17 protein-coding genes are annotated in these 17,792 nt (G+C 70.3%); 6 read left to right on the forward strand and 11 right to left on the reverse strand.

The window, feature by feature from the left end; translation table 11 throughout:
* Nucleotides 1-19: 19 nt before the first annotated feature.
* Entirely contained in the window at nucleotides 20-1,357 is a 1,338-nt protein-coding gene (locus tag GVY64_RS20085) for a hypothetical protein (RefSeq protein ID WP_201298077.1), read from the reverse strand.
* Nucleotides 1,358-1,601: 244 nt separating this feature from the next.
* Between GVY64_RS20085 and GVY64_RS20090 the strand changes: the two genes are divergently transcribed.
* Together GVY64_RS20090 and GVY64_RS20095 are read left to right on the forward strand one after the other, a co-directional pair.
* Complete coding sequence (locus tag GVY64_RS20090) at nucleotides 1,602-2,081, forward strand: DNA-directed RNA polymerase subunit beta (protein WP_236567005.1); 480 nt, start codon at nucleotides 1,602-1,604, stop codon at nucleotides 2,079-2,081.
* Between the two features lie 74 nt (nucleotides 2,082-2,155).
* Nucleotides 2,156-2,404, forward strand: a complete 249-nt coding sequence (locus GVY64_RS20095; RefSeq protein WP_159843672.1) for a hypothetical protein — start codon at nucleotides 2,156-2,158, stop codon at nucleotides 2,402-2,404.
* A 50-nt stretch (nucleotides 2,405-2,454) separates the two neighbouring features.
* On the opposite strand, the gene GVY64_RS20100 is transcribed toward GVY64_RS20095, so the two are convergent.
* The 3 genes from GVY64_RS20100 to GVY64_RS20110 form a co-directional block, all read right to left on the reverse strand.
* Complete coding sequence (locus GVY64_RS20100) at nucleotides 2,455-4,287, reverse strand: AMP-dependent synthetase/ligase (RefSeq protein WP_159843674.1); 1,833 nt, start codon at nucleotides 4,285-4,287, stop codon at nucleotides 2,455-2,457.
* Between the two features lie 190 nt (nucleotides 4,288-4,477).
* The gene (locus tag GVY64_RS20105; RefSeq protein ID WP_159843676.1) at nucleotides 4,478-5,218 is read right to left on the reverse strand and encodes a GTP cyclohydrolase II; all 741 of its coding nucleotides are present in this window, start codon (nucleotides 5,216-5,218) and stop codon (nucleotides 4,478-4,480) included.
* Nucleotides 5,215-6,696 (reverse strand): carbohydrate kinase family protein, encoded by a 1,482-nt coding sequence (locus GVY64_RS20110; protein WP_236567006.1) that lies wholly within the window; start codon nucleotides 6,694-6,696, stop codon nucleotides 5,215-5,217. The genes GVY64_RS20105 and GVY64_RS20110 overlap by 4 nt, the downstream gene beginning before the upstream one ends.
* A gap of 746 nt (nucleotides 6,697-7,442) precedes the next feature.
* On the opposite strand from GVY64_RS20110, the gene GVY64_RS20115 reads away from it, so the two are divergent.
* Nucleotides 7,443-7,826, forward strand: coding sequence for a hypothetical protein (locus GVY64_RS20115; RefSeq protein WP_201298078.1), 384 nt, complete (start codon nucleotides 7,443-7,445; stop codon nucleotides 7,824-7,826).
* A gap of 10 nt (nucleotides 7,827-7,836) precedes the next feature.
* Here GVY64_RS20115 and GVY64_RS20120 read toward each other — a convergent pair whose 3' ends face one another.
* From GVY64_RS20120 to GVY64_RS20130, 3 genes are read right to left on the reverse strand one after another with little or no spacing between them, the layout of a single operon-like run.
* Nucleotides 7,837-8,913, reverse strand: a complete 1,077-nt coding sequence (locus tag GVY64_RS20120) for a quinone-dependent dihydroorotate dehydrogenase (RefSeq protein WP_159843681.1) — start codon at nucleotides 8,911-8,913, stop codon at nucleotides 7,837-7,839.
* A 4-nt stretch (nucleotides 8,914-8,917) separates the two neighbouring features.
* On the reverse strand, nucleotides 8,918-9,217 hold the full coding sequence (locus GVY64_RS20125; RefSeq protein WP_236567007.1) for a DUF5703 family protein: 300 nt from the start codon (nucleotides 9,215-9,217) through the stop codon (nucleotides 8,918-8,920).
* Entirely contained in the window at nucleotides 9,217-10,230 is a 1,014-nt protein-coding gene (locus GVY64_RS20130; RefSeq protein WP_159843683.1) for a YncE family protein, read from the reverse strand. Before GVY64_RS20130 ends, GVY64_RS20125 begins: the two co-directional genes overlap by 1 nt.
* 153 nt (nucleotides 10,231-10,383) lie before the next feature.
* On the opposite strand from GVY64_RS20130, the gene GVY64_RS20135 reads away from it, so the two are divergent.
* From GVY64_RS20135 to GVY64_RS20145, 3 genes are read left to right on the forward strand one after another with little or no spacing between them, the layout of a single operon-like run.
* Entirely contained in the window at nucleotides 10,384-10,740 is a 357-nt protein-coding gene (locus GVY64_RS20135; protein ID WP_159843685.1) for a hypothetical protein, read from the forward strand.
* Nucleotides 10,741-10,746: 6 nt separating this feature from the next.
* Entirely contained in the window at nucleotides 10,747-11,280 is a 534-nt protein-coding gene (locus tag GVY64_RS20140) for a hypothetical protein (RefSeq protein ID WP_159843687.1), read from the forward strand.
* Nucleotides 11,281-11,297: 17 nt separating this feature from the next.
* Entirely contained in the window at nucleotides 11,298-13,391 is a 2,094-nt protein-coding gene (locus GVY64_RS20145; protein ID WP_159843927.1) for an MMPL family transporter, read from the forward strand.
* A gap of 261 nt (nucleotides 13,392-13,652) precedes the next feature.
* On the opposite strand, the gene GVY64_RS20150 is transcribed toward GVY64_RS20145, so the two are convergent.
* The 4 genes from GVY64_RS20150 to GVY64_RS20165 all read right to left on the reverse strand — a co-directional run bounded on the left by GVY64_RS20150 (nucleotide 13,653) and on the right by GVY64_RS20165 (nucleotide 17,695).
* Nucleotides 13,653-14,471, reverse strand: coding sequence for a heme ABC transporter ATP-binding protein (locus GVY64_RS20150; protein WP_159843929.1), 819 nt, complete (start codon nucleotides 14,469-14,471; stop codon nucleotides 13,653-13,655).
* A gap of 94 nt (nucleotides 14,472-14,565) precedes the next feature.
* Nucleotides 14,566-15,660 carry a FecCD family ABC transporter permease gene (locus GVY64_RS20155; protein ID WP_159843689.1) on the reverse strand — a complete coding sequence of 365 codons (1,095 nt, stop codon included), beginning with the start codon at nucleotides 15,658-15,660 and terminating at the stop codon, nucleotides 14,566-14,568.
* Nucleotides 15,657-16,715: a heme/hemin ABC transporter substrate-binding protein gene (locus GVY64_RS20160; protein ID WP_159843691.1), complete on the reverse strand. Its 1,059-nt coding sequence runs from the start codon at nucleotides 16,713-16,715 to the stop codon at nucleotides 15,657-15,659. The genes GVY64_RS20155 and GVY64_RS20160 overlap by 4 nt, the downstream gene beginning before the upstream one ends.
* A 20-nt stretch (nucleotides 16,716-16,735) precedes the next feature.
* Nucleotides 16,736-17,695: an aldo/keto reductase gene (locus GVY64_RS20165; RefSeq protein WP_159843693.1), complete on the reverse strand. Its 960-nt coding sequence runs from the start codon at nucleotides 17,693-17,695 to the stop codon at nucleotides 16,736-16,738.
* Nucleotides 17,696-17,792 lie beyond the last annotated feature (97 nt).

A 17,792-nucleotide genomic window follows, 5' to 3' on the forward strand; every position in this document is an offset into this window, starting at 1 on the left:
CGGTCCGCGTGCTACTCCGTCATGCCGCGAGCAATCCCCGGGTTCGTTCGCTGAAGTCCGCGACCAACGGATGCGAGCCGAAACCGGCCATGCGCTGCTGAATGTCGCGGACGGCTTCGACGGAGCGGGAGGACTTGACCTTCCGCGCGAGATCCACTGTTCGTACCCCGGCGGCGTGCGCGGCTTCGAGGTCTCGTTTCTGCAGGTGGGTCACCGCGAGGGCGGCGTGCGAGAGAGCACCCCGGCGGGCGCGATTCTGCATGCGGGCGTGGGCGATCGATCGGCGAGCGTGCGACGCGGCTTCGTCCGGTTGTCCGAGATCGCGGAACGCGTTCGCCCACTCGCCGCAGATATAGGCCTGATCTATGAATCGCGCCCACTCGGGTTCTCGATCGGGCTCGACGCGGGCGAACGCGCTTTCGGCGGCGTTGATCGCGCGGGCAGTACCGGCCTTGTCACCGATGACCGCGAGCGCGCGGGCCTCCAAGGTCCACAGATCCGCCAGACAGGCGGGCGCATCCACCTTCGACAGACCCTGGCGGCCCGCCTGGGCGAGTCGCCGGCCTTCGTGCGGATGCCCGAGCAAGGTTGCCTGGTCGGCCAGCCCAGCCAGAACGTGCGCGCCGAGCGCGGGATCACGCGATTCTTCGGCCAACCGCAGCGCTTGGATCAGATAGCGCTGCGCGGTGCCGTGCTCGCCGTTGTCGAACGCCATCCAGCCGAGCAGATAGGTCTGCTCGGCTGCCGCACCGCAGAGCGCCGAGCGGATCTGCTCGGTGTACGTCCGCCGCAGCAGCGGGTAGACGTGCTCGTTCATATAGGCCGCCAACACGAGCCGCCCCGAGCCTCCGCCCTGGAAGATGTCCATCTGTTGGAATGTGCCGAACATGTTCTTCACGGCGGTGACGTCTTCGAGTCGTACCCGTCGGCGTTGATCCGGTAGCTGGTCGAGAGTGTTCAGCAGCCAGTCGCGGGATGGCCCGATGGCCGCGGCTGCGGCGAACGGAGCTGTAGCGAGGAATTTCCTGCGATCCACGTCTGCCCTCCCGAGGTCGGCGACTGCTTCGAGTGTTCTCGTCCACGATGGGTCGTAGACGAGGGCGCGGTCAACGGGCGGCATTTCACCCAGGCCCAGGTCGTAGGTTGTCACGCGATAACCGAAGCGCGTGGAGAACAGATCGGCGAGGATCGCCGGAACCGGCGGGCGTGGGCGCTCGCCCTCGTCCACCCAGCGACGCACGCTGGACGCGTCGGGTCTGATCTGGGGCTCGCCCCATTCGATCGCCACAGTGCGCACACGCCGCGCCAATTCGCTGCGACTCCAACCGGAACGGGACAACCACTCGGAAAGGTGCATGTTCGCACTGTTCATCACGCCCGCCATTTCGTCACCGGAAGAGGTCGATCCACCACCTTTCAACACCCGCTGCGACCTTACTCGCAGCAACTTCTCGGTGTGTGCTGAATACGCGCCCGGTGGGGGAGTTCAGCGCAGATTCGGCGGAAATCCCACGCAAGGACTCGGGCGCTCCACCGTCCGACCAGGCCGGTAAGCATCTGCAGCGTCGATCGCTTGAACAGGGGGTTTCATAGTGCGCCACATGTCTTTCGGGAATACGCCGCTGTCGCGGTGCGCCTACTACCGGCGGGTGTGCGATCTGCCCGCGGAGGTCGATCCTCCCCACGTGGGGCGCATAGTCCTACGCATGGGAGTGGCGTGGGCGGTGATCATGCCCGCCACGCTGGGCCAGGATGTGAAAGTCTGGATGCAGCGGCAGGGCTATGCGATCGGGCCGATCATGTCGCATCCTCGATCCAAGCGATGGACTTATCTCACGCGACCCGATCTACCGGACGACAGGTCTTTGTTCGCGGAGATGTTTCGGCTCAACGTGTCGGTGGTGCGGGCGGGCGGCACCGTGGCGTTGCCGAGTCCGGCCGATCGTGGGACGACGTTCCGTGCGTGGGTCGAGCGGCCCGACAGCGCTTTCCGTCCTTCCGGCAGTGTGGTGGTGGCGGCGATCCGTGGATGCGTTGCCGAGTGCGTCCAGCGGCGCAGGCGGGGCCTGGCGTATGGCTGAGAGTGTCACCGAGATCCGGAAGATGTTGGCGCACTGCCGAATGGTGGCATTCGGACGCCAGGAGGCCGGTGCTCATGCGCGATGACGAAGCGCCGGCGAATCGTGCCGAGCGCCGTGGCTCTCCGCGGCCGTCCGAGCCGGACGTCCATCTGTCGGTCTTCTGGCACGGCGTGCGGATGGACTTCGTCGCCTGCGTCACCGCCGCGTGCTTGTTCGTCCAGGAGTGGCGTGCCCGGCACTGGCACGATGCGGTCGAGGTGTCGATGGATGGCACCGACGAGTATCCGCGACTGCCGTGCGAGCGGTTGTATCTGGAGCCGTGAGACAGCGCTGTGGCCCGGGAAACCCAAGGCCACAGCGCTTTCGAGGGAACTTACTTGACGCTGATCACCCGTTCGGAGGGTTCCTTGGCATACAGCGCTTCGATCTCGGCCTGGTACTTGGCCGCGATGGGGGCGCGCTTGAGCGACATCTTCGGGGTGAGCTCGTCGCCGCCGGGTTCCCAGACCGCGCCGAGGATGGTGAACCGCTTGATCTGCTCCACGCGGGAGAGTTTGGCGTTGCCCGCCTGGACCGCGGCGAGCACCTCGTCGACGATCTGCTTGCGGGTGGCCAGGGTGGCGATGTCCTCGCCGGTGGCGTCGAGTTCCTTCGCCCGCAGCGCGGCGACGTCGGGGTCGAGCACGATCAGGGCCGCGATGTAGGGCTTGGCGTCGCCGAGGGCGACGACCTGGCCGATCAGCGAGGAGACGGCCTTCACCGAGTTCTCGATATTGCTGGGGGCGATGTTCTTGCCCGCCTCGTTGATGATCAGTTCCTTCTTGCGGTCCACGATCCGCAGGTAACCGTCGGCGTCGAGGGTGCCGATGTCACCGGTGTGCAGCCAGCCGTCGGAGTCGATGGCCTCAGCGGTCTTGTCGGGCATGTTGCGGTAGCCGCGGGTGACGATCGCGCCGCGCACCAGCACCTCGCCGTCGGCGTCCAGCCGCAGCTCCACGCCGTCGGCCGCGCGCCCGACCGAGCCGGGGCGCGGCTTGTCGAGCTCGGTGTAGGTGCCCACGCCGGTGGTTTCCGACATGCCCCATACCTCGCTGACGGTGAAGCCGAGGCCGAGGAAGTACTCCAGGGTCTCCGGCGGGATGGGGGCGGCGCCGGAGGAGGCGACTTTCAGTTGCTCCAGGCCCAGGGCGTGGCGCAGTTTGGCCAGCACCAGCGTCTCGGCGATCTTGTGCTGCGCGCTCAGCAGCGGACCGCGGCCCTTGCCCGCCAGATCGGCGCGGGCGGCGGCAACACCGGTGGCGATCGCCCAGTTGGCCAGCGCCTTCTTGACCGGGCTCGGTTCTTCGGCGAGTTTGCCCTCGACACCGGCCTTGATCTTCTGCCAGACGCGCGGGACGCCGAAGAATGTGGTCGGGCGCGCGTCGGGCAGGGCGGCGGCGACTTCGCGCGGGTCGGGCACGGTGGTGATCTGGATGCCGGTGAGCAGGTTCAGCGCGTGGGCGGAGATCCGGTCGGCGACGTGGGCGGCGGGCAGGTAGGACACCACGCGGTCGTCGAGGCCGACCTGCAGCGGGCCGTTCACCAGCACGATGATCTGGGCCAGCACGTTGCGGTGGGTGATCTCCACGCCCTTGGACGGCCCGGTGGTGCCGGAGGTGTAGATGAGGGTGGCCAGGTCGTCGGGGCCGACGGCCTGCCAGGCGGCGTCGAAATCGAAGTCGGCGGCGGGTGCGGCCTCGACCTGTTCCAGGGTGAGGGCGCCCTCGGCGGGTCCGTCGACCATGATGATGTGCTCCACCGGCACTCCGGCCGCGATGATGCGGTCGAGGAACACCTGTTCGGTCACCACGACTTTGTTGCCCGCGTTGGTGAACAGGTGGGAGATCTGGTCGGGGGAGCTGGTGTTGTAGATGGAGAACGGGGTGGCGCCCAGGTGCAGCGCGGCGGTGTCGACGAGATTGAACTCGGGGCGGTTGGTGAGCATGATGCCGACGGTGTCGCCGTGGCCGACGCCGAGGCCGGCCAGGCCCGCGGCGATCGAGCGCACCCGTTCGGCGTACTCGCGCCAGGTGTATTCCTGGGTGCCGCCCACCTTGCGCAAGGCGATCTGGTCGGGGCGCAGCCGCGCGGTCTCCTGGAATGCGGCCGGCACGGTGTAGACCGTTTTGCCCGACTGGTGCGCGTATCCGATTTCTGTTGTCGTCATATCCCTGTTCCCGGTAGCGCTGGCGTGAACCGGGGGCCGGTCCGCGCCGGCGCCCGATCCGGACTCGAAGCCCTGACACGGCGCGGCGATGGCGCTGTCAGCCTCTCACGAGTCGGCGCGCCACATGTGGCGCGGCTCACTCATGGTAGCCACATGCGGCAGACGGGGTGGGGCAAACTTCAACAATCCTTCAGGCACCGATCAGATCCGGCGCGGAGCCCGGCCCCGGCCGCGGCCGAACGTGGTCACCGGGGGCGATCACGACCGGATCGACGGCCGTGGGCTGCTCGGCGGCGGCGCGGTCGCCGTCGTCGCCAGGTGCCCACGGCGCGGAATCGGTCGGGATCCAGTGCTTGCGCCGGGTGCGCTTGGCCTCCAGATAGTCGCGGGCCCGCTCGCTGAGCGCCCTTGTGCGCAGCGGCACCGCTGTGACCTGCAACCCCTCCTGCCGCAGCGCGTCGACCTTGGCGGGATTGTTGGTCAGCAACTGCACCGAACGCAGGCCGAGATCGGCCAGGGCCCGGGCGGTGGCCACATAGGTGCGGGCGTCGGCGGGGTAGCCGAGAGTCTCGTAACTGGTGAAGGTGTCCGCGCCGGAGCGCTCGCTTTCCCGGTAACCCAGTGCCTTGGCGATCAGCCCCGCGCCACGTCCCTCCTGCTCGAGGTAGACCAGCACTCCGGAGCCGGCGGCCTGGATGAGATCCAGCGCCTTGTCCAGTTCCGGCCCGCAGTCGCAGTCCTGCGACCGCAGCGCTTCCCCGTACAGGCAACGCGAATGCACCCGCACCAGGCAGCCGTCGGCGACCGCGCCGAACAGCAACAGATGCCCCTGCTCACCGCCCCCGCGCAACTCCACCACCCGAACTCGCAGATCTTGCCCGTTGCGACGGAACCGATGCTCGGTGTCGGCAGGATCCACAACGTTGGTCAATGCTCCTCCGTAGCGAGTTTGTAAATTCGCTCGACCTCACTCACCAGTGGCATTGCCCCGGGGACGTCCCCGATCGATTGCGTCGCCACCATTGCGGCGGTCGCCCAGACGTAGTCCTTGCGTGCGGCGGGGCGGCGCGTCGAAACGAGACGATATACCAGGGCGGCGGAGAAGGCAGCGTGAGCGCCGACCGAGTCGTCCAGCGCCGTCGGGAACGGCTGGAATCGGTCGCTGAGCTGGTCGGACCACACGGCGCACCGGAAATCCTGGATCGCGCAGACCGCGCCGACACCGAGGGCGCGCAGCCGGGTGGCGGTCTGCTCCTCGTCCGAGGGCGCGCCGTCGGAGGCCATCGCCAGCGCGTGCAGGTCCTTGTCGCCACCGACGAGGTAATCGACCACACCCAGGTGCTGATACAGGTACTGCGGCCGCTCCAACCGCGGCGCCGGATGCACGACCACCAGCGGCCGCTGCGGCAGGCCGCGCAGCTGCCCCATGACCTGCTCGATCACCCCGGTGGGTTGTTCGAAGGTCAGCAACACCGCCTCCGACGCCGCGATCGCCGAGCGGATCGCGTCACTGCGTAGATCCTGGGCGCTCAACCGGATCCGCTCGTCCTTGCAGCCGATCGTGCTCGCCGCTCCGGTGCCGGCCACGATCACCGCGGTCACCGGAGTCGGGGCGTAGGGCACCACTTTGACCAGTTCGGTGTCGACGCGTTCGCTGCGCAGGTATTCCAGGATGCGGCCGCCGGCGTCGTCGTCGCCGACCGCCGAGATCAGCCGCACCCGCAGTCCGAGCCGGGCGGCCGCGACCGCACGGGCGAGCCCTTTACCGCCGGGATGTTCGCGATAGCTGCCGCGTGTGGTGCCCCCGGGCCCGGGAATCCGGTCGACCACGTACAGGTGATCGATCACCGCGTCACCGATCACCGTGACCACACCGCGGGATTGCGACGCAACCGGTTCGGTCGCAACGGTTTGCGCGGACGCACCGAAGTCGACGACGTGCGCGCCGTCGAACACCGAAGCCGTGGCCAGCTGCGCGGCCAGCTCGGTGAACGCCCGGCGCTCGGGAGCCCCGCGCAGCGAGCGCACCGTCAGCCTGTCCGGAATCGGTTGCGCGCCAACGGCTTCGTGCAGCGCCGCCCACTGCTCGGCGAGGTACTCGCGCCGCTCACCCAGATCCGCGGCGTAGAGCAGGCCGGGATCGACACCGGCGGGCGGGTTTTCACGCAGCAAACCCAGCGACAATTCCGCGTCGACGACGAGCCGGTCGGTGGGGTCGAGCCGCAGGGCCAGATCACGCACCAGCGGCAGCACCGCCTCTTCCCGATCGATGCCCGCGCGCCGCGCGTACTGCCGCACGGCCAGCAGATCCAGCAGGGGCAGCACGTCGATTTCGGTGCTGCGCAATCGATCCGAGCTCAGCCCCGACCGTTTGCACAACCGGGTGAGGATATTGCGAACGGCAACCATCCCCGAATCCTGCGGGACCATGGCGATGCCACCCTCCTCTATCGGCGCGACACCGGGGCGTCGCGCGCATGTTGGCCACGCAAATCGGGTTTAGCCAGCGGGCAAATAGTCAATTACCAAACTACAACGGCAATTGCGCGCGGGGAACGGCAAATGCCACACTGGATGTGGCGATCCCCATCGCACCACCAGACACATCGGGAGGGCTGGTGAGCAGGATGATTCTTCAGATACGGCAGCCGCGACGGCGGCGGCGACACCGTCCCGCCGGATCCGATACCGAGCTGGTGCCGAAGCCGGTGATGGACTGAACGAGCCGCCGCCCACCCCGCACGGCAACGCAACCGTCACCGCCCGCACCACGCCGGCGCGCAAGCAAGCACCGTCTCGGGCTCGCCCCCTGGGCGTCGCGCCCGCCACGCGGCCGGAGCCACGAATCCGGCCACCCGCGCGGCGCCGGCCGCCACGCGGATCCGACCGCGCACGCCCCGGTCGCCACTATCCACCCCGCTCGCCCCGCGCTGCGATTCCCCCGACCGCCGCACACCTGCGAGCCGCCCCCTGGACCACCGGGCCGGGCAGCGGACTTGCTCCGCCCGGCCGACCACACCGCCGACCACGGCGGAATACATGAAGCGGCGGCCCCACCGCGCCGCACCAGCGCAGGCACGACGCGAGGCATTCGTGACCATCAGACTCAGCGCCCTGGAGCCGGCCTCACTCCACCTGTCGCACCGGAGACCGCGATGACCATCCACACCACCGAATGGACGATGACCAGTGACATAACCCCGGAATCGGCCTACCGCGACACCGACGCGCCCGACAGCTGGCGGCTGAGCTGGCTACCGGACCGACGGCTGACCCGCAGCCAGGCCCTGGCCGGGATGTCGCTGGATGAACTGCTCAGCGACCCCGACGTCGTGCATGACCGCATGACCCAGGCCCGCGTCGAGGTCTACGCCGACCACTTGGGCATCCTGCGCGATCACGCGGTGATCCTGCTCGCCAAGGCCATGGCGGCGCGGTTGGGCCAGGAACTGCGACCCAAGGGAGATCCCGCACCGCCGGGGCACAGCCGGTGGACCCGGCGAGTGCGTACTCCCGAACCACCATTCGTGCACGGCTGAGCACCATGGTTCAGGCGTGCGCCGTGTGCTCCGCTCCGACGGCCTCACCGATGCTGTGATACCCGCCGGCGCGCAACCGCTGCGCGAGGCCCCGATGGATGCGGCGCATCCAGAACGGACCGCCGTAGATGAAACCGGTGTAGCCCTGCAGCAGCGTCGCCCCGGCGAGAATGCGTTCCCACGCCTGATCGACGGTCTCGATGCCGCCCACCGAGATCAGCACCAGCCGATCACCCACCCGCCGGTACAGCCGCCGCAACACCTCGAGCGAACGATCGGCGACCGGCGGGCCGGACAACCCGCCCGCGCCCATGGCGGCCACCTCCGCCGGATCGGTGCGCAGACCGTCGCGGCGGATGGTGGTGTTGGTGGCCACGATGCCCGCCAAACCGAGTTCCACAGCCAGATCGGCGACCGCGTCGATGTCCTCGTCGGACAGATCCGGGGCGATCTTCACCAGCACCGGCACCCGCACACTGTCCAGCACCGCCCGCAGCAGCGGGCGCAGCGACTCCACCGCCTGCAGATCCCGCAGGCCCGGCGTGTTCGGGGAACTGACGTTGACCACCACGAAATCGGCCAGCGGCCCCAGCAAGGCGGCGCTGACGGCGTAGTCCGCGGCCGCGGCCTGCGGCTCGACGATCTTGGTCTTGCCGATGTTCGCGCCGATCGGCACCCCGCCGCGGCGCACGCGCAGTCGTTCGGCGGCCGCGGCCGCGCCGTGATTGTTGAAACCCATCCGATTGATCAGCGCACGGTCGGCGGGCAGCCGGAACAGCCGCGGCGCGGGATTGCCCGGCTGCGGTTGCGCGGTCACGGTGCCGATCTCGGCGAAACCGAACCCCAGCGGCGCCCAGGCGTCGACGCCATCGGCGTTCTTGTCGAAACCGGCGGCCAGCCCCAGCGGCGCGGGGAACTCGACCCCGAACGCCTCGGCGCGCAGGATCGGATCACGGGTGACGAGAAGTTTGCTCATCGTCCAGCGCAACGGCGCGAACCAGGCGGCGAACCGCATGGCAGCGAAGACGACATGATGGATGCGTTCCGGTGCGACCAGGAACATCAGTCGGAGTAGCAGGGCGTACATCGGCTCACATTCCGGGTTCGGGCTGGGGTAGTAGGGCGGATTTTCGCCGCCGCAGCAGCACCCGCCTGCTGCCGTCGGTGTAGGCGCGCACCCGCGAGAGTTCCCAGCCGCCGAACTCGGCCTGGATCGCCAGCCGCATGGACGCGGTCACCCGCGTGACATCCGGTGGCAGCCGCAGCGGCACGTATTCGTAGTCGTCGCTGGTGGTCTCCCAGCCCGCGGGCAGTGCGCGCCCGCGCCCCCGGTGTGCTGCCGGATCGGCAGCTGCCGCGGTATCCTCGCCCGCGCGTGGTGTCCGAGCCATCAGTGCCCTCTCTTCCGATCCTCCGCACCGATCCGTTGCAGACCGTCGCCGGTCGCGGACCCCACGAACAGATCACCGGTGCGTTGCTCGACGGCCACCGAGTTCGGTTGTCGGACGGTGGCGTAGCGGCCCACTTCCTTCGGTATACCAGTCGACAAGTCGAATCCGACGACTTCGTTGCGCTGCGTGCACGTCACCCACACGGTGTCGGACCGCTGATCGTAGGCGAGTGCGTAAGGCGAAGATCCTACCGGGAAACGCTGGCGCAACACGAGCGGTCCCGCGGTGTAGACCAGCAGTTCGCCGCCCGCGGTGTCGGTGACCACGAACCGGCCGCGCGTGTCACCGATCAGCCGCGTGGCCCCGTCACCGGCCCGCAACGCCAATCCGGGCCGCTGCTCACCCGGGTCGAGCTCGAAGATCGCGGTCTGACGCCGATCCAGCACGGTCAGCTCGCCGCCGGCTTCGGCCAGTTCGTCGGCCGACACCAGCCCCGAGACCGTGGCGGTGACCGCACCATCGGCCGCCACATCCAGCACCCGGCCGTCGGCGGTGCCGACCAGCAGCCCGCCGTCCGCGCGGGCCAGCACCGACCGCACCTCGCCGTCCACGGCCACCGCGGTGACCGCCCCGGAGGCAAGCTCCACCCGCAGCACCCGTCCCGGCGCGGCCGCCAGCATCTCACCCGGCCTGCCCGCGGTCAAACCGCTCGCGCGCTCGGGCAATGTCACCGTGCGCACCACCGGCTGGGCCGCCTCCGGGTCGACCACGGTGAGGGTGGCCCCGTCCAGGGCGGCCAGCAACCCGCCGGCGGAATCGGCGGCCAGCTCGGCGACCGGACCGGCGGGCAGCACCCGCCCGGCCGGCGGCGTCGAGGCCGCGGGCGCGAGCGCCGCGGTGGCCGGCTCTCTGGTCGGCAGGTCGGGACCGCCGGCACCGGAGGAGCATCCGGCCAGCAGCACCAGCACCGCGGCACCCGCGAATGCCGAGACGAGCCAGGCGCGAGGGCGCATCGACCGAACTCCTTCTACCGACGAATCTTCCGCAACCTCCCCATCTGACCATGATGACGCAACCAACCGACCGACCGGGGTGTCGGCTCGAGCGGAATGTCGGTAACCGGAGTTACGGTGGAGACCACACCGTCCGATATAGGGAGACCTGGGTTGAAAGCCGACCATACGTCGGGATTTGTCATCGAAGACATCACCGTCGGCGCGTACGCGCACGGCTTCGGCACCACCGCCGACGGCCATCCCTTCGCCTTCCGCACCGTCCGCGCCACCCTGACGCTCGAGATCTACCGCCGCGATCTCGCCGACGCCGTCCCCGGTCCCGAGGACGTTCTGGCGGTCGCCGAAGCCACGGTCGCCGACATCGACCTCGACGACGAACGCAGTATCGGGGCCCTGGTGCGGGATATGATCCCCGACGCCGCGACGATCGACGCCGCCGCGGAACGGGACGTCACGACCGTGCGTGCCCTGCTGGGACGGATCAGCTCCGTCATCGAAGGTATGTAGGAAGCGATGACCCACACACGACTCGCCCGCACCGCGCTCGCCGTCGCGGGCCTGCTGATGGCGGTGGCCGCCGCCGCGTGCGACAGCGGCACCGACGAAGCCGCCGTCGACGCCGCCCGCTCCTCGGCGAACGCCTCGCTGTCGTCCTCGATCGCCGCCTCCTCCAGCGCCGCCCACCCCCCGCTGCCCACCGCCGCCGACCTCGACGCCCAGATCAAGCGGGCGCTGGACCCGGCGCTGCCCGACAGCGAACGCACCGCCCTCATCGAGGACGGCGACTCCTTCCGCCAAGCCATCCCCGACATGTACAAGGCGCTGCAGGACAATCCGCGCGCCGTCTACGGGGTGACCGACCCGGTGTTCGACAACCACGACGGCACGCTGACCGCCACCATGCGGCTGGACAAGGACGGCACCGGCGCCGCGGTCCGCACCACCGTCGTGCACTTCGTGCTCATCGACGGCAAGTGGAAGATCTCACGCACCGACCTGTGCGGCATCCTGCGCTCGGCCGACTACCGCACCCCGGCCTGCGGCTGACCGGGCACCGCGACGCGATGCACCGTTCCGGATCACTGCGGTGGGGGCGGTTCGTGCACCGCCACCGCGTCCTCGTCCTCGGCTTCTTCGTCCTGTTCGTCCTGGTCTCCGGCTGGTACGGCCGCGACCTGGCCGGACGGCTGACCCAGGAGGGCTGGTTCGACGAGAGCAGCGAATCGGTGGCCGCCGCCGAACTGGCCGACCGCACCTTCGGTCGCGACACCGACAGCGACCTGATCCTGCTCTACACCGCCCCCGACGGCGCCACCGTCGACGACCCGGCCGTCCGCGGCCCGGTCACCCGGCACCTGGCCGGGTTGCTGACCACCTATCCCGATCGCATCCAGAAGATCGACAGCTATTGGGACAGCCCGTTCTCCGCCCAGGCCACCGACGCCACCCGCACCCATGCCTTCGCCAGCGTCGGGTTGCGCGGCTCGGGCACCGCGACGGTGGAGAACTACCTGGCGATCAAGGACCACCTCGGCGCCGGGCGCGCCGGCGGCGGCCCGGGCGGCACCACGGTGCAGCTGGCGGGACTGCAGCCGATCGTGGAGGGCATCAACACCGGCATGCAGCGCGACATCAAACGCGCGGAGATGATCGCGCTGCCACTGGTGGCGATCCTGCTGTATTTCGTGTTCGGCGGCGTCGTCGGCGCGCTGCTGCCGGTACTCATCGGCGGCATGACGATCCTGGGCACCCAGGGCGGACTGCGGGCGCTGACCGACCACATCGAGGTCAACGTCTTCGCCAGCGCCGTGATGACCTTGGTCAGCCTGGGCTTGGCGATCGACTACGGCCTGTTCACCGTCACCCGTTTCCGGGAGGAACTCGCCGCAGGTCACCCCGTCGAGGAAGCCACCGCCCGCACCGTCGCCACCGCCGGGCGCACCGTGCTGTTCTCCGCGGCGATCATCGCCCTCAGCCTCGGCGCGCTGTTCATCTTCCCCAACGGCGTGCTGCGCTCGGTGCCGCTGGGCGGCATCAGCTCGGTGCTGCTGGCCGCGCTGCTGTCGGTGACCGCGCTGCCCGCGGCGTTGAGCGTCGTCGGACACCGCATCGACTTCCTGGGCTGGAAGCGGTTCTCCCGCACCAGGACAGAAGCGCAGATCGACGCCGGATTCTTCTCCCGCCTCGCACTGTGGGCGATGCGCCGCCCCTGGGCGGTCGCCGTGCCGATCGTGCTGGCCCTGCTGGCGCTGAGCATCCCGATGCGCCACATCGAATTCGGCGGACTGAGCGAACGCTACCTGTCCGACGACAACCCGGCGCGGGTGGCGCAGGAACGTTTCGACGCCCTGTTCCCCAGCTTCCGCACCGAACCGCTGAAACTGGTCGTCCTCGGCGCCGACCCGCAGCAGCTCGGCGACATCCGCTACGCCGCCAACCAGGTCCCCGGCCTGACCGGACGTTTCGAGCCCGCCGCACCCACCAAAGACGGCCTCAACGTGCTCGCCGCCGGACTGACCGACAAACGCGACGCCGACCGCGTGATCGCCGCGCTGCGCGCCATCCCCGAACCGCCCGGCGTGCGGGTGATGGTCGCCGGGGTACCAGCTTTGGAACGCGACAGCATCAACGGACTACTCGACGGCCTTCCCGTGCTGCTGGCCATCCTCGTCGCCGCGGCGCTGGCGCTGATGTACGCGGCCTTCCGCTCGGTGGTATTGGCAGTGAAGGCGGTCGCGATGAGCGCGCTCAGCCTCGTGTCCACCCTCGGCGTCCTGACCTGGGTGTTCGTCGAAGGCCACGGCGCGGGCATCTTCCACTTCACGCCGGGACCGCTGATGTTCGCGGTGCTGGCGCTGATCGTGACGGTGGTGTTCGGGCTGTCCACCGACTACGAGGTGTTCCTGCTGTCGCGCGTGTCCGAAGCGCGCGCCGCCGGCGCGGACGCGCCCGAGGCCATCCGCTACGGCATCGCCCACACCGGCAGCGTGATCACCTCCGCCGCCGCGATCCTCATCGTGGTCACCGGCGCGTTCGGCTTCTCCGATCTGGTGCTGATGAAATACATCGCCTACGGCATGATCGCCGCGCTGATCCTCGACGCCACCGTGATCCGCATGCTGCTGACCCCCGCGGTGCTGAGACTGATCTGGCGGTAGGTCCCGCCGGTCCGCTTTCCCCTCGCGACACCGGCGTCGGCCGCTGGAAGAACCGGCAGCCGAAACTTCGGGTGCGCCGCGCCGCGAACGGGCGACGCTGACGATCGCCGGTGTGTACCGGAATGCCGGACTGCCCGGGCCGCCCCACACCGGACGGTCGCTACGGCTTCGGGCACCGGCCCAACGCTCGAGCCGTGGCATCTACACCGCCGTTCGGCACAGGTCCTCGGCACCGAAGAGACGACCGGCGGGTCGACTCGATCAGCGGCGGACAGGCAGCACCAGTTGGGCGCCGGTGACCGGATGGTCGAGCACTTCCACCGGGTGCTGGTAGACCTTCGTGAGCAGCTCGGTGGTCAGCACTTCCCGGGGCGGGCCGTCCGCGGCGATACAACCGGCATCCAGGACGGCCACCCGATCGGCGTAGGCGGCCGCGACACCGAGGTCGTGCAGGACGACGACCACGGCCGCGCCCGCCGCGGCGCGCTCGGCGGCCAGACGCAGCACTGCCTCTTGGTGGCCGAGGTCCAAGGCGGCGGTCGGCTCGTCCAGCAGCAGCGTCGCGGTGTCCTGCGCCAGCACACGCGCCAACGCGACCCGGGCGCGTTCACCACCGGACAGGGTGGGGAACGAGCGCGTGGCCAGATGCGCGACGTCGGTGACGGCCATCGCGGCGGCGATCTGTTGCTCGTCGTGTTCGCGGCGTTCGGTGCGCACCCACGGCGCGCGGCCCATCGCCACCACTTCCCGCGCGGTGAACGGGAACCCGACGGTGTGGGTCTGCGGCAGCACCGCCCGCCGCCGGGCCATGTCCAACGTCGTCCAGTGCGCCAACGGCTGCCCCTCGAGTTCCACCGTCCCCACGCTCGGCGCCAGCTCCCCGGCCAGCACGGCCAGAAGCGTCGACTTACCGGCGCCGTTGGGCCCGACGAGCGCCACGACCTGCCCCGCGACCGCCTCGAAATCCACACCGTCGAGCACCCGCCGCGCCTGCCCGCCTCCGCGCCGCTGCACACTCACCCCCGACGCCCGCACGGTCACATCCCCCCGCACCGGCCACCCCGGCGCCTCGTGCACCATCCGCACCCTCACCCCACACCTCCGGTCGAGTGGCACACCACCGAGAGGACTGCTCGGCAGTCACCGCGACCATGTGCCACTCGACGATGCCCGATCACGCCCAGCCCCCGGAGCGAGCTCGAGTGCGGCGCAACAGCCAGAAGAAGACGGGGCCGCCGATGAGGGAGGTGAGCATGCCCAACGGCAGGTCGGCGTTGTCGACCAGCGAGCGGGCGGCGACATCGGCGGCCAGCAGCACCACCGCGCCGACGACGGCGCTGAGCGGGATCAGGATCCGATGGGCGGGACCGACCAGCATCCGCACCAGGTGCGGAACGATGAGCCCGACGAACAGGATGATGCCGGTGAACGCGACACCGGCGGTGGCCAGCACCGCCACCACGACGATCACGTTGCGGCGCAACCGCTCCACATCGACACCCAGATGACGAGCTGCCGACTCCCCGAGCGCCAGCAGGTCCAGTCGCGGCGCCAGCAGCACCGCCGCCGCGACACCGACCGCGCTCAGCGGCGCCACCACACCCACCGACTCCCACGTGGCCCCGTTGAGCGACCCCAACTGCCAGAACACGATCTGATCGCGCGCGGCGGGGGAGGCCACGAACAGCAGCAACGCGATCAACCCGCCCGCGAACGCGTTGATCGCGACACCGGTCAACACCAGGGTGACGACCTCGGTGCGGCCGCCCGAGCGCGCCAGCAGATACACCAGCAACGTGGTCGCCAAACCCGCCACGAACGCCGCCGCCGCCACCGACCACGCCGCCACGAACGCCCCGCCCACCACGATGACCGTGCCCGCACCGACCGCCGCCCCCGCCGACACCCCGATCACACCGGGCTCGGCCAGCGGGTTGGCGAACACGCCCTGCAACAACGCACCCGCTGTCGCCAGCGCCGCACCGACCAGCATCGCCAGCACCACCCGCGGGAACCGCACCTCCCACAGCGTCACCTCACCCGCGGGATGCGCGGGCATCGGCCCCAGATCCACCCCGATCCGATGCAGCACACTGCCGGCCACCTCGGCGGGTGTCGTCGGCACCTGCCCGATCGCCGCCGACGCCACCGCCAGCGCGACCAGCCCGGCCACCGCGACCACGAACACCAGCAGCACCCGCGAGCGGCCCCGCGACTTCGGCAGCGGCGGCACCGGCGGCCGCGCCGTCTGCGTCCCCGAAACACTCATGCGTGACCGGTGCCGTACACCGCCGCACTCAACGCCGCGATCACCCGGCCGGTGTTGGGCCCGAAACTCAGCAGCACCGCATCCGACATGTCCACCACCCGCCGGTCGCGCCCCGCCGGGGTCTGCGCGATCCCGGGCACCTTCTGCAACCCCTCCACACCGCCGACGGACTTCAACCCGTCCGACATCACCAGCAGCACATCCGGCGCCGCACCGATCATGGCCTCACTGGTGATCGCGGTGAACGGCTCTTTCAACCCCGCGACGGTACCCGCGTCCCGCGCACGCAACGCCGCGATCAACGCGTCCGCCCCCGACCCAGGCCCGGCCAGCATCGTGATCGCGGTGGACCGCAGATACAGGAACGCGATGGTCGGCTGCGGATCCTGCGCGGGCACCGCGGCACTGGCGGCGGCGATCTCGTCGCGGGTGCGCTGCGCCAGCGCCTGCCCCCGCTCCGGCACCCCCAACGCGCCCGCCACCGCCTCGATCTGCGGCACCACCCCGTCCATCGTCCGCTCCGGATCGAAATACACCACCGTCACCCCGGCCGCGCGCAACTGCTCGCGCACCGCGGGCGCGGCGCTGGTGGTGTCGGTGAGAAACACCGACGGCCGCATCGCCAGCACCGACTCCACATTCAGCGACCCGTTGCCCCCGGCCACGTTCGGCACGTCCCGCACCGCCGGAAACGCCGCCGAGGTGCTGCGCCCCACCAGCTTGGGCCCCAACCCCAGCGCGTACACGATCTGGGCGAGGGTGCCGTAGCGGTCCACGGCGATGATGCGGGAGGCGTCGGTGACGGTGACCTGCGCGCCGTCGAACGAGCGCACCGTCACCGGCAGCGCCGGGGTGGGCTCCGGCCCGATGGGCACCGGATCCAGATCGGTCAGCGTCGCCGTCGTCGGCCCGTGCCCGCCGTGCGAGGACCCCGCGTCGGCGCCACACGCGACCGTCCCCGCCAGCAGGCCCACCGCGAACAACGCCGCGACGGCACGCCACCACCCGGCTCGGACTCCGCTCCCACGCCCACCCCCGGTCGCTGCAGTGCTCATGCAGGCAAGGCTAATCTGTGTCACTCGGCGCGCGCACTGACGTCGTCCAGGGCCGCGGCGATCGCCCGCGGCAGCTCCAGCGTCTCCGCGGCCAGCACACCGGTGAGCTGCCCGATGTCGCGGGCGCCGACGACCATGCTCGCGATACCCGGCCGGTCCCGGATCCAGGCCAGCGCCACCGCCAGCGGCGAGGTGCCCAACCCGTCGGCGGCGGTCACCAGCGCATCCACCACCCGGGTGGCGCGCTCGTCGAGACCACTGCGGATCTCCGCCGCGGTCGCCTCGTCGGCGCCGCGCGAATCGGCGGGCACACCGTCGCGATACTTGCCGGTCAGGATGCCGCCCGCCAACGGCGCCGAGGCGATCACCCCGACCCCGTGGAACTGCGCCGCGGGCACCACATCGGCCTCCGCACCCCGCGCCAGCAGCGAATACGGTGTCTGCGCCGCCGTCACCGGCGCGACCGCGGCCAGGCTGGCCAGCTGCCAGGCCCCGAACCCGCGCACGCCCGCGTACCGCACCCGCCCCGACCGCACCGCCTGCTCCAACGTCGAGGCGACCTCCTCGAGCGGAGTGCGCGGATCCCACACCGCGACATTCCACACGTCGAGGTGATCGGTGCCGAACTCCAGCAGCGTGCGATCCAGTTGCCGCAGCAGCGCCCGCCGCGAGGTGTCCACCGTGACCTGCGCCGCCCCGGGCACCCCGGCATCGGCATACCCCCACGGCGCGGTCCCCGCGCACCCGCTGAGCACCAGCTCGTCACGCGAGACCAGATCACCGAGCAACTCGGCCAGCATCCGCTGGGAAGCCCCGCCCGCGTAGGCGGGGGAGGTGTCCACCAGCGTGCCGCCCGCCTCGACGAACGCCACCAGCTGCCCCGCGGCGTCCTCGGCGTCGGTGTGCGAACCCCAGGTATGGGTCGCCAGGCCCATCCGCGACACCCGCAGGCCGCTACGGCCCACCGTCCGCTGTTCCATCACCGTGTCCGCGCATTCGTCACGGCGCCAAGCCTAGAGTGTGGAGACGCGACCGGCCGCCCACCAGCACAGTGGGTCGCGCTCCGGTGCGCCGGAA

The sequence above is a fragment of the Nocardia sp. CY41 genome, assembly GCF_009829325.1.
Classification (GTDB): Bacteria; Actinomycetota; Actinomycetes; order Mycobacteriales; family Mycobacteriaceae; genus Nocardia.

Excerpts from the sequence above, each read along its gene's own strand:
- GVY64_RS20085 (WP_201298077.1), bottom strand. The coding sequence starts at position 1,357 with ATGCACCTTTCCGAGTGGTTGTCCCGTTCCGGTTGGAGTCGCAGCGAA.
- GVY64_RS20090 (WP_236567005.1), top strand. The coding sequence starts at position 1,602 with ATGTCTTTCGGGAATACGCCGCTGTCGCGGTGCGCCTACTACCGGCGG.
- GVY64_RS20095 (WP_159843672.1), top strand. The coding sequence starts at position 2,156 with ATGCGCGATGACGAAGCGCCGGCGAATCGTGCCGAGCGCCGTGGCTCT.
- GVY64_RS20100 (WP_159843674.1), bottom strand. The coding sequence starts at position 4,287 with ATGACGACAACAGAAATCGGATACGCGCACCAGTCGGGCAAAACGGTC.
- GVY64_RS20110 (WP_236567006.1), bottom strand. The coding sequence starts at position 6,696 with ATGGTTGCCGTTCGCAATATCCTCACCCGGTTGTGCAAACGGTCGGGG.
- GVY64_RS20115 (WP_201298078.1), top strand. The coding sequence starts at position 7,443 with ATGACCATCCACACCACCGAATGGACGATGACCAGTGACATAACCCCG.
- GVY64_RS20120 (WP_159843681.1), bottom strand. The coding sequence starts at position 8,913 with ATGTACGCCCTGCTACTCCGACTGATGTTCCTGGTCGCACCGGAACGC.
- GVY64_RS20125 (WP_236567007.1), bottom strand. The coding sequence starts at position 9,217 with ATGGCTCGGACACCACGCGCGGGCGAGGATACCGCGGCAGCTGCCGAT.
- GVY64_RS20130 (WP_159843683.1), bottom strand. The coding sequence starts at position 10,230 with ATGCGCCCTCGCGCCTGGCTCGTCTCGGCATTCGCGGGTGCCGCGGTG.
- GVY64_RS20140 (WP_159843687.1), top strand. The coding sequence starts at position 10,747 with ATGACCCACACACGACTCGCCCGCACCGCGCTCGCCGTCGCGGGCCTG.
- GVY64_RS20145 (WP_159843927.1), top strand. The coding sequence starts at position 11,298 with ATGCACCGTTCCGGATCACTGCGGTGGGGGCGGTTCGTGCACCGCCAC.
- GVY64_RS20150 (WP_159843929.1), bottom strand. The coding sequence starts at position 14,471 with ATGGTGCACGAGGCGCCGGGGTGGCCGGTGCGGGGGGATGTGACCGTG.
- GVY64_RS20155 (WP_159843689.1), bottom strand. The coding sequence starts at position 15,660 with ATGAGTGTTTCGGGGACGCAGACGGCGCGGCCGCCGGTGCCGCCGCTG.
- GVY64_RS20160 (WP_159843691.1), bottom strand. The coding sequence starts at position 16,715 with ATGAGCACTGCAGCGACCGGGGGTGGGCGTGGGAGCGGAGTCCGAGCC.
- GVY64_RS20165 (WP_159843693.1), bottom strand. The coding sequence starts at position 17,695 with ATGGAACAGCGGACGGTGGGCCGTAGCGGCCTGCGGGTGTCGCGGATG.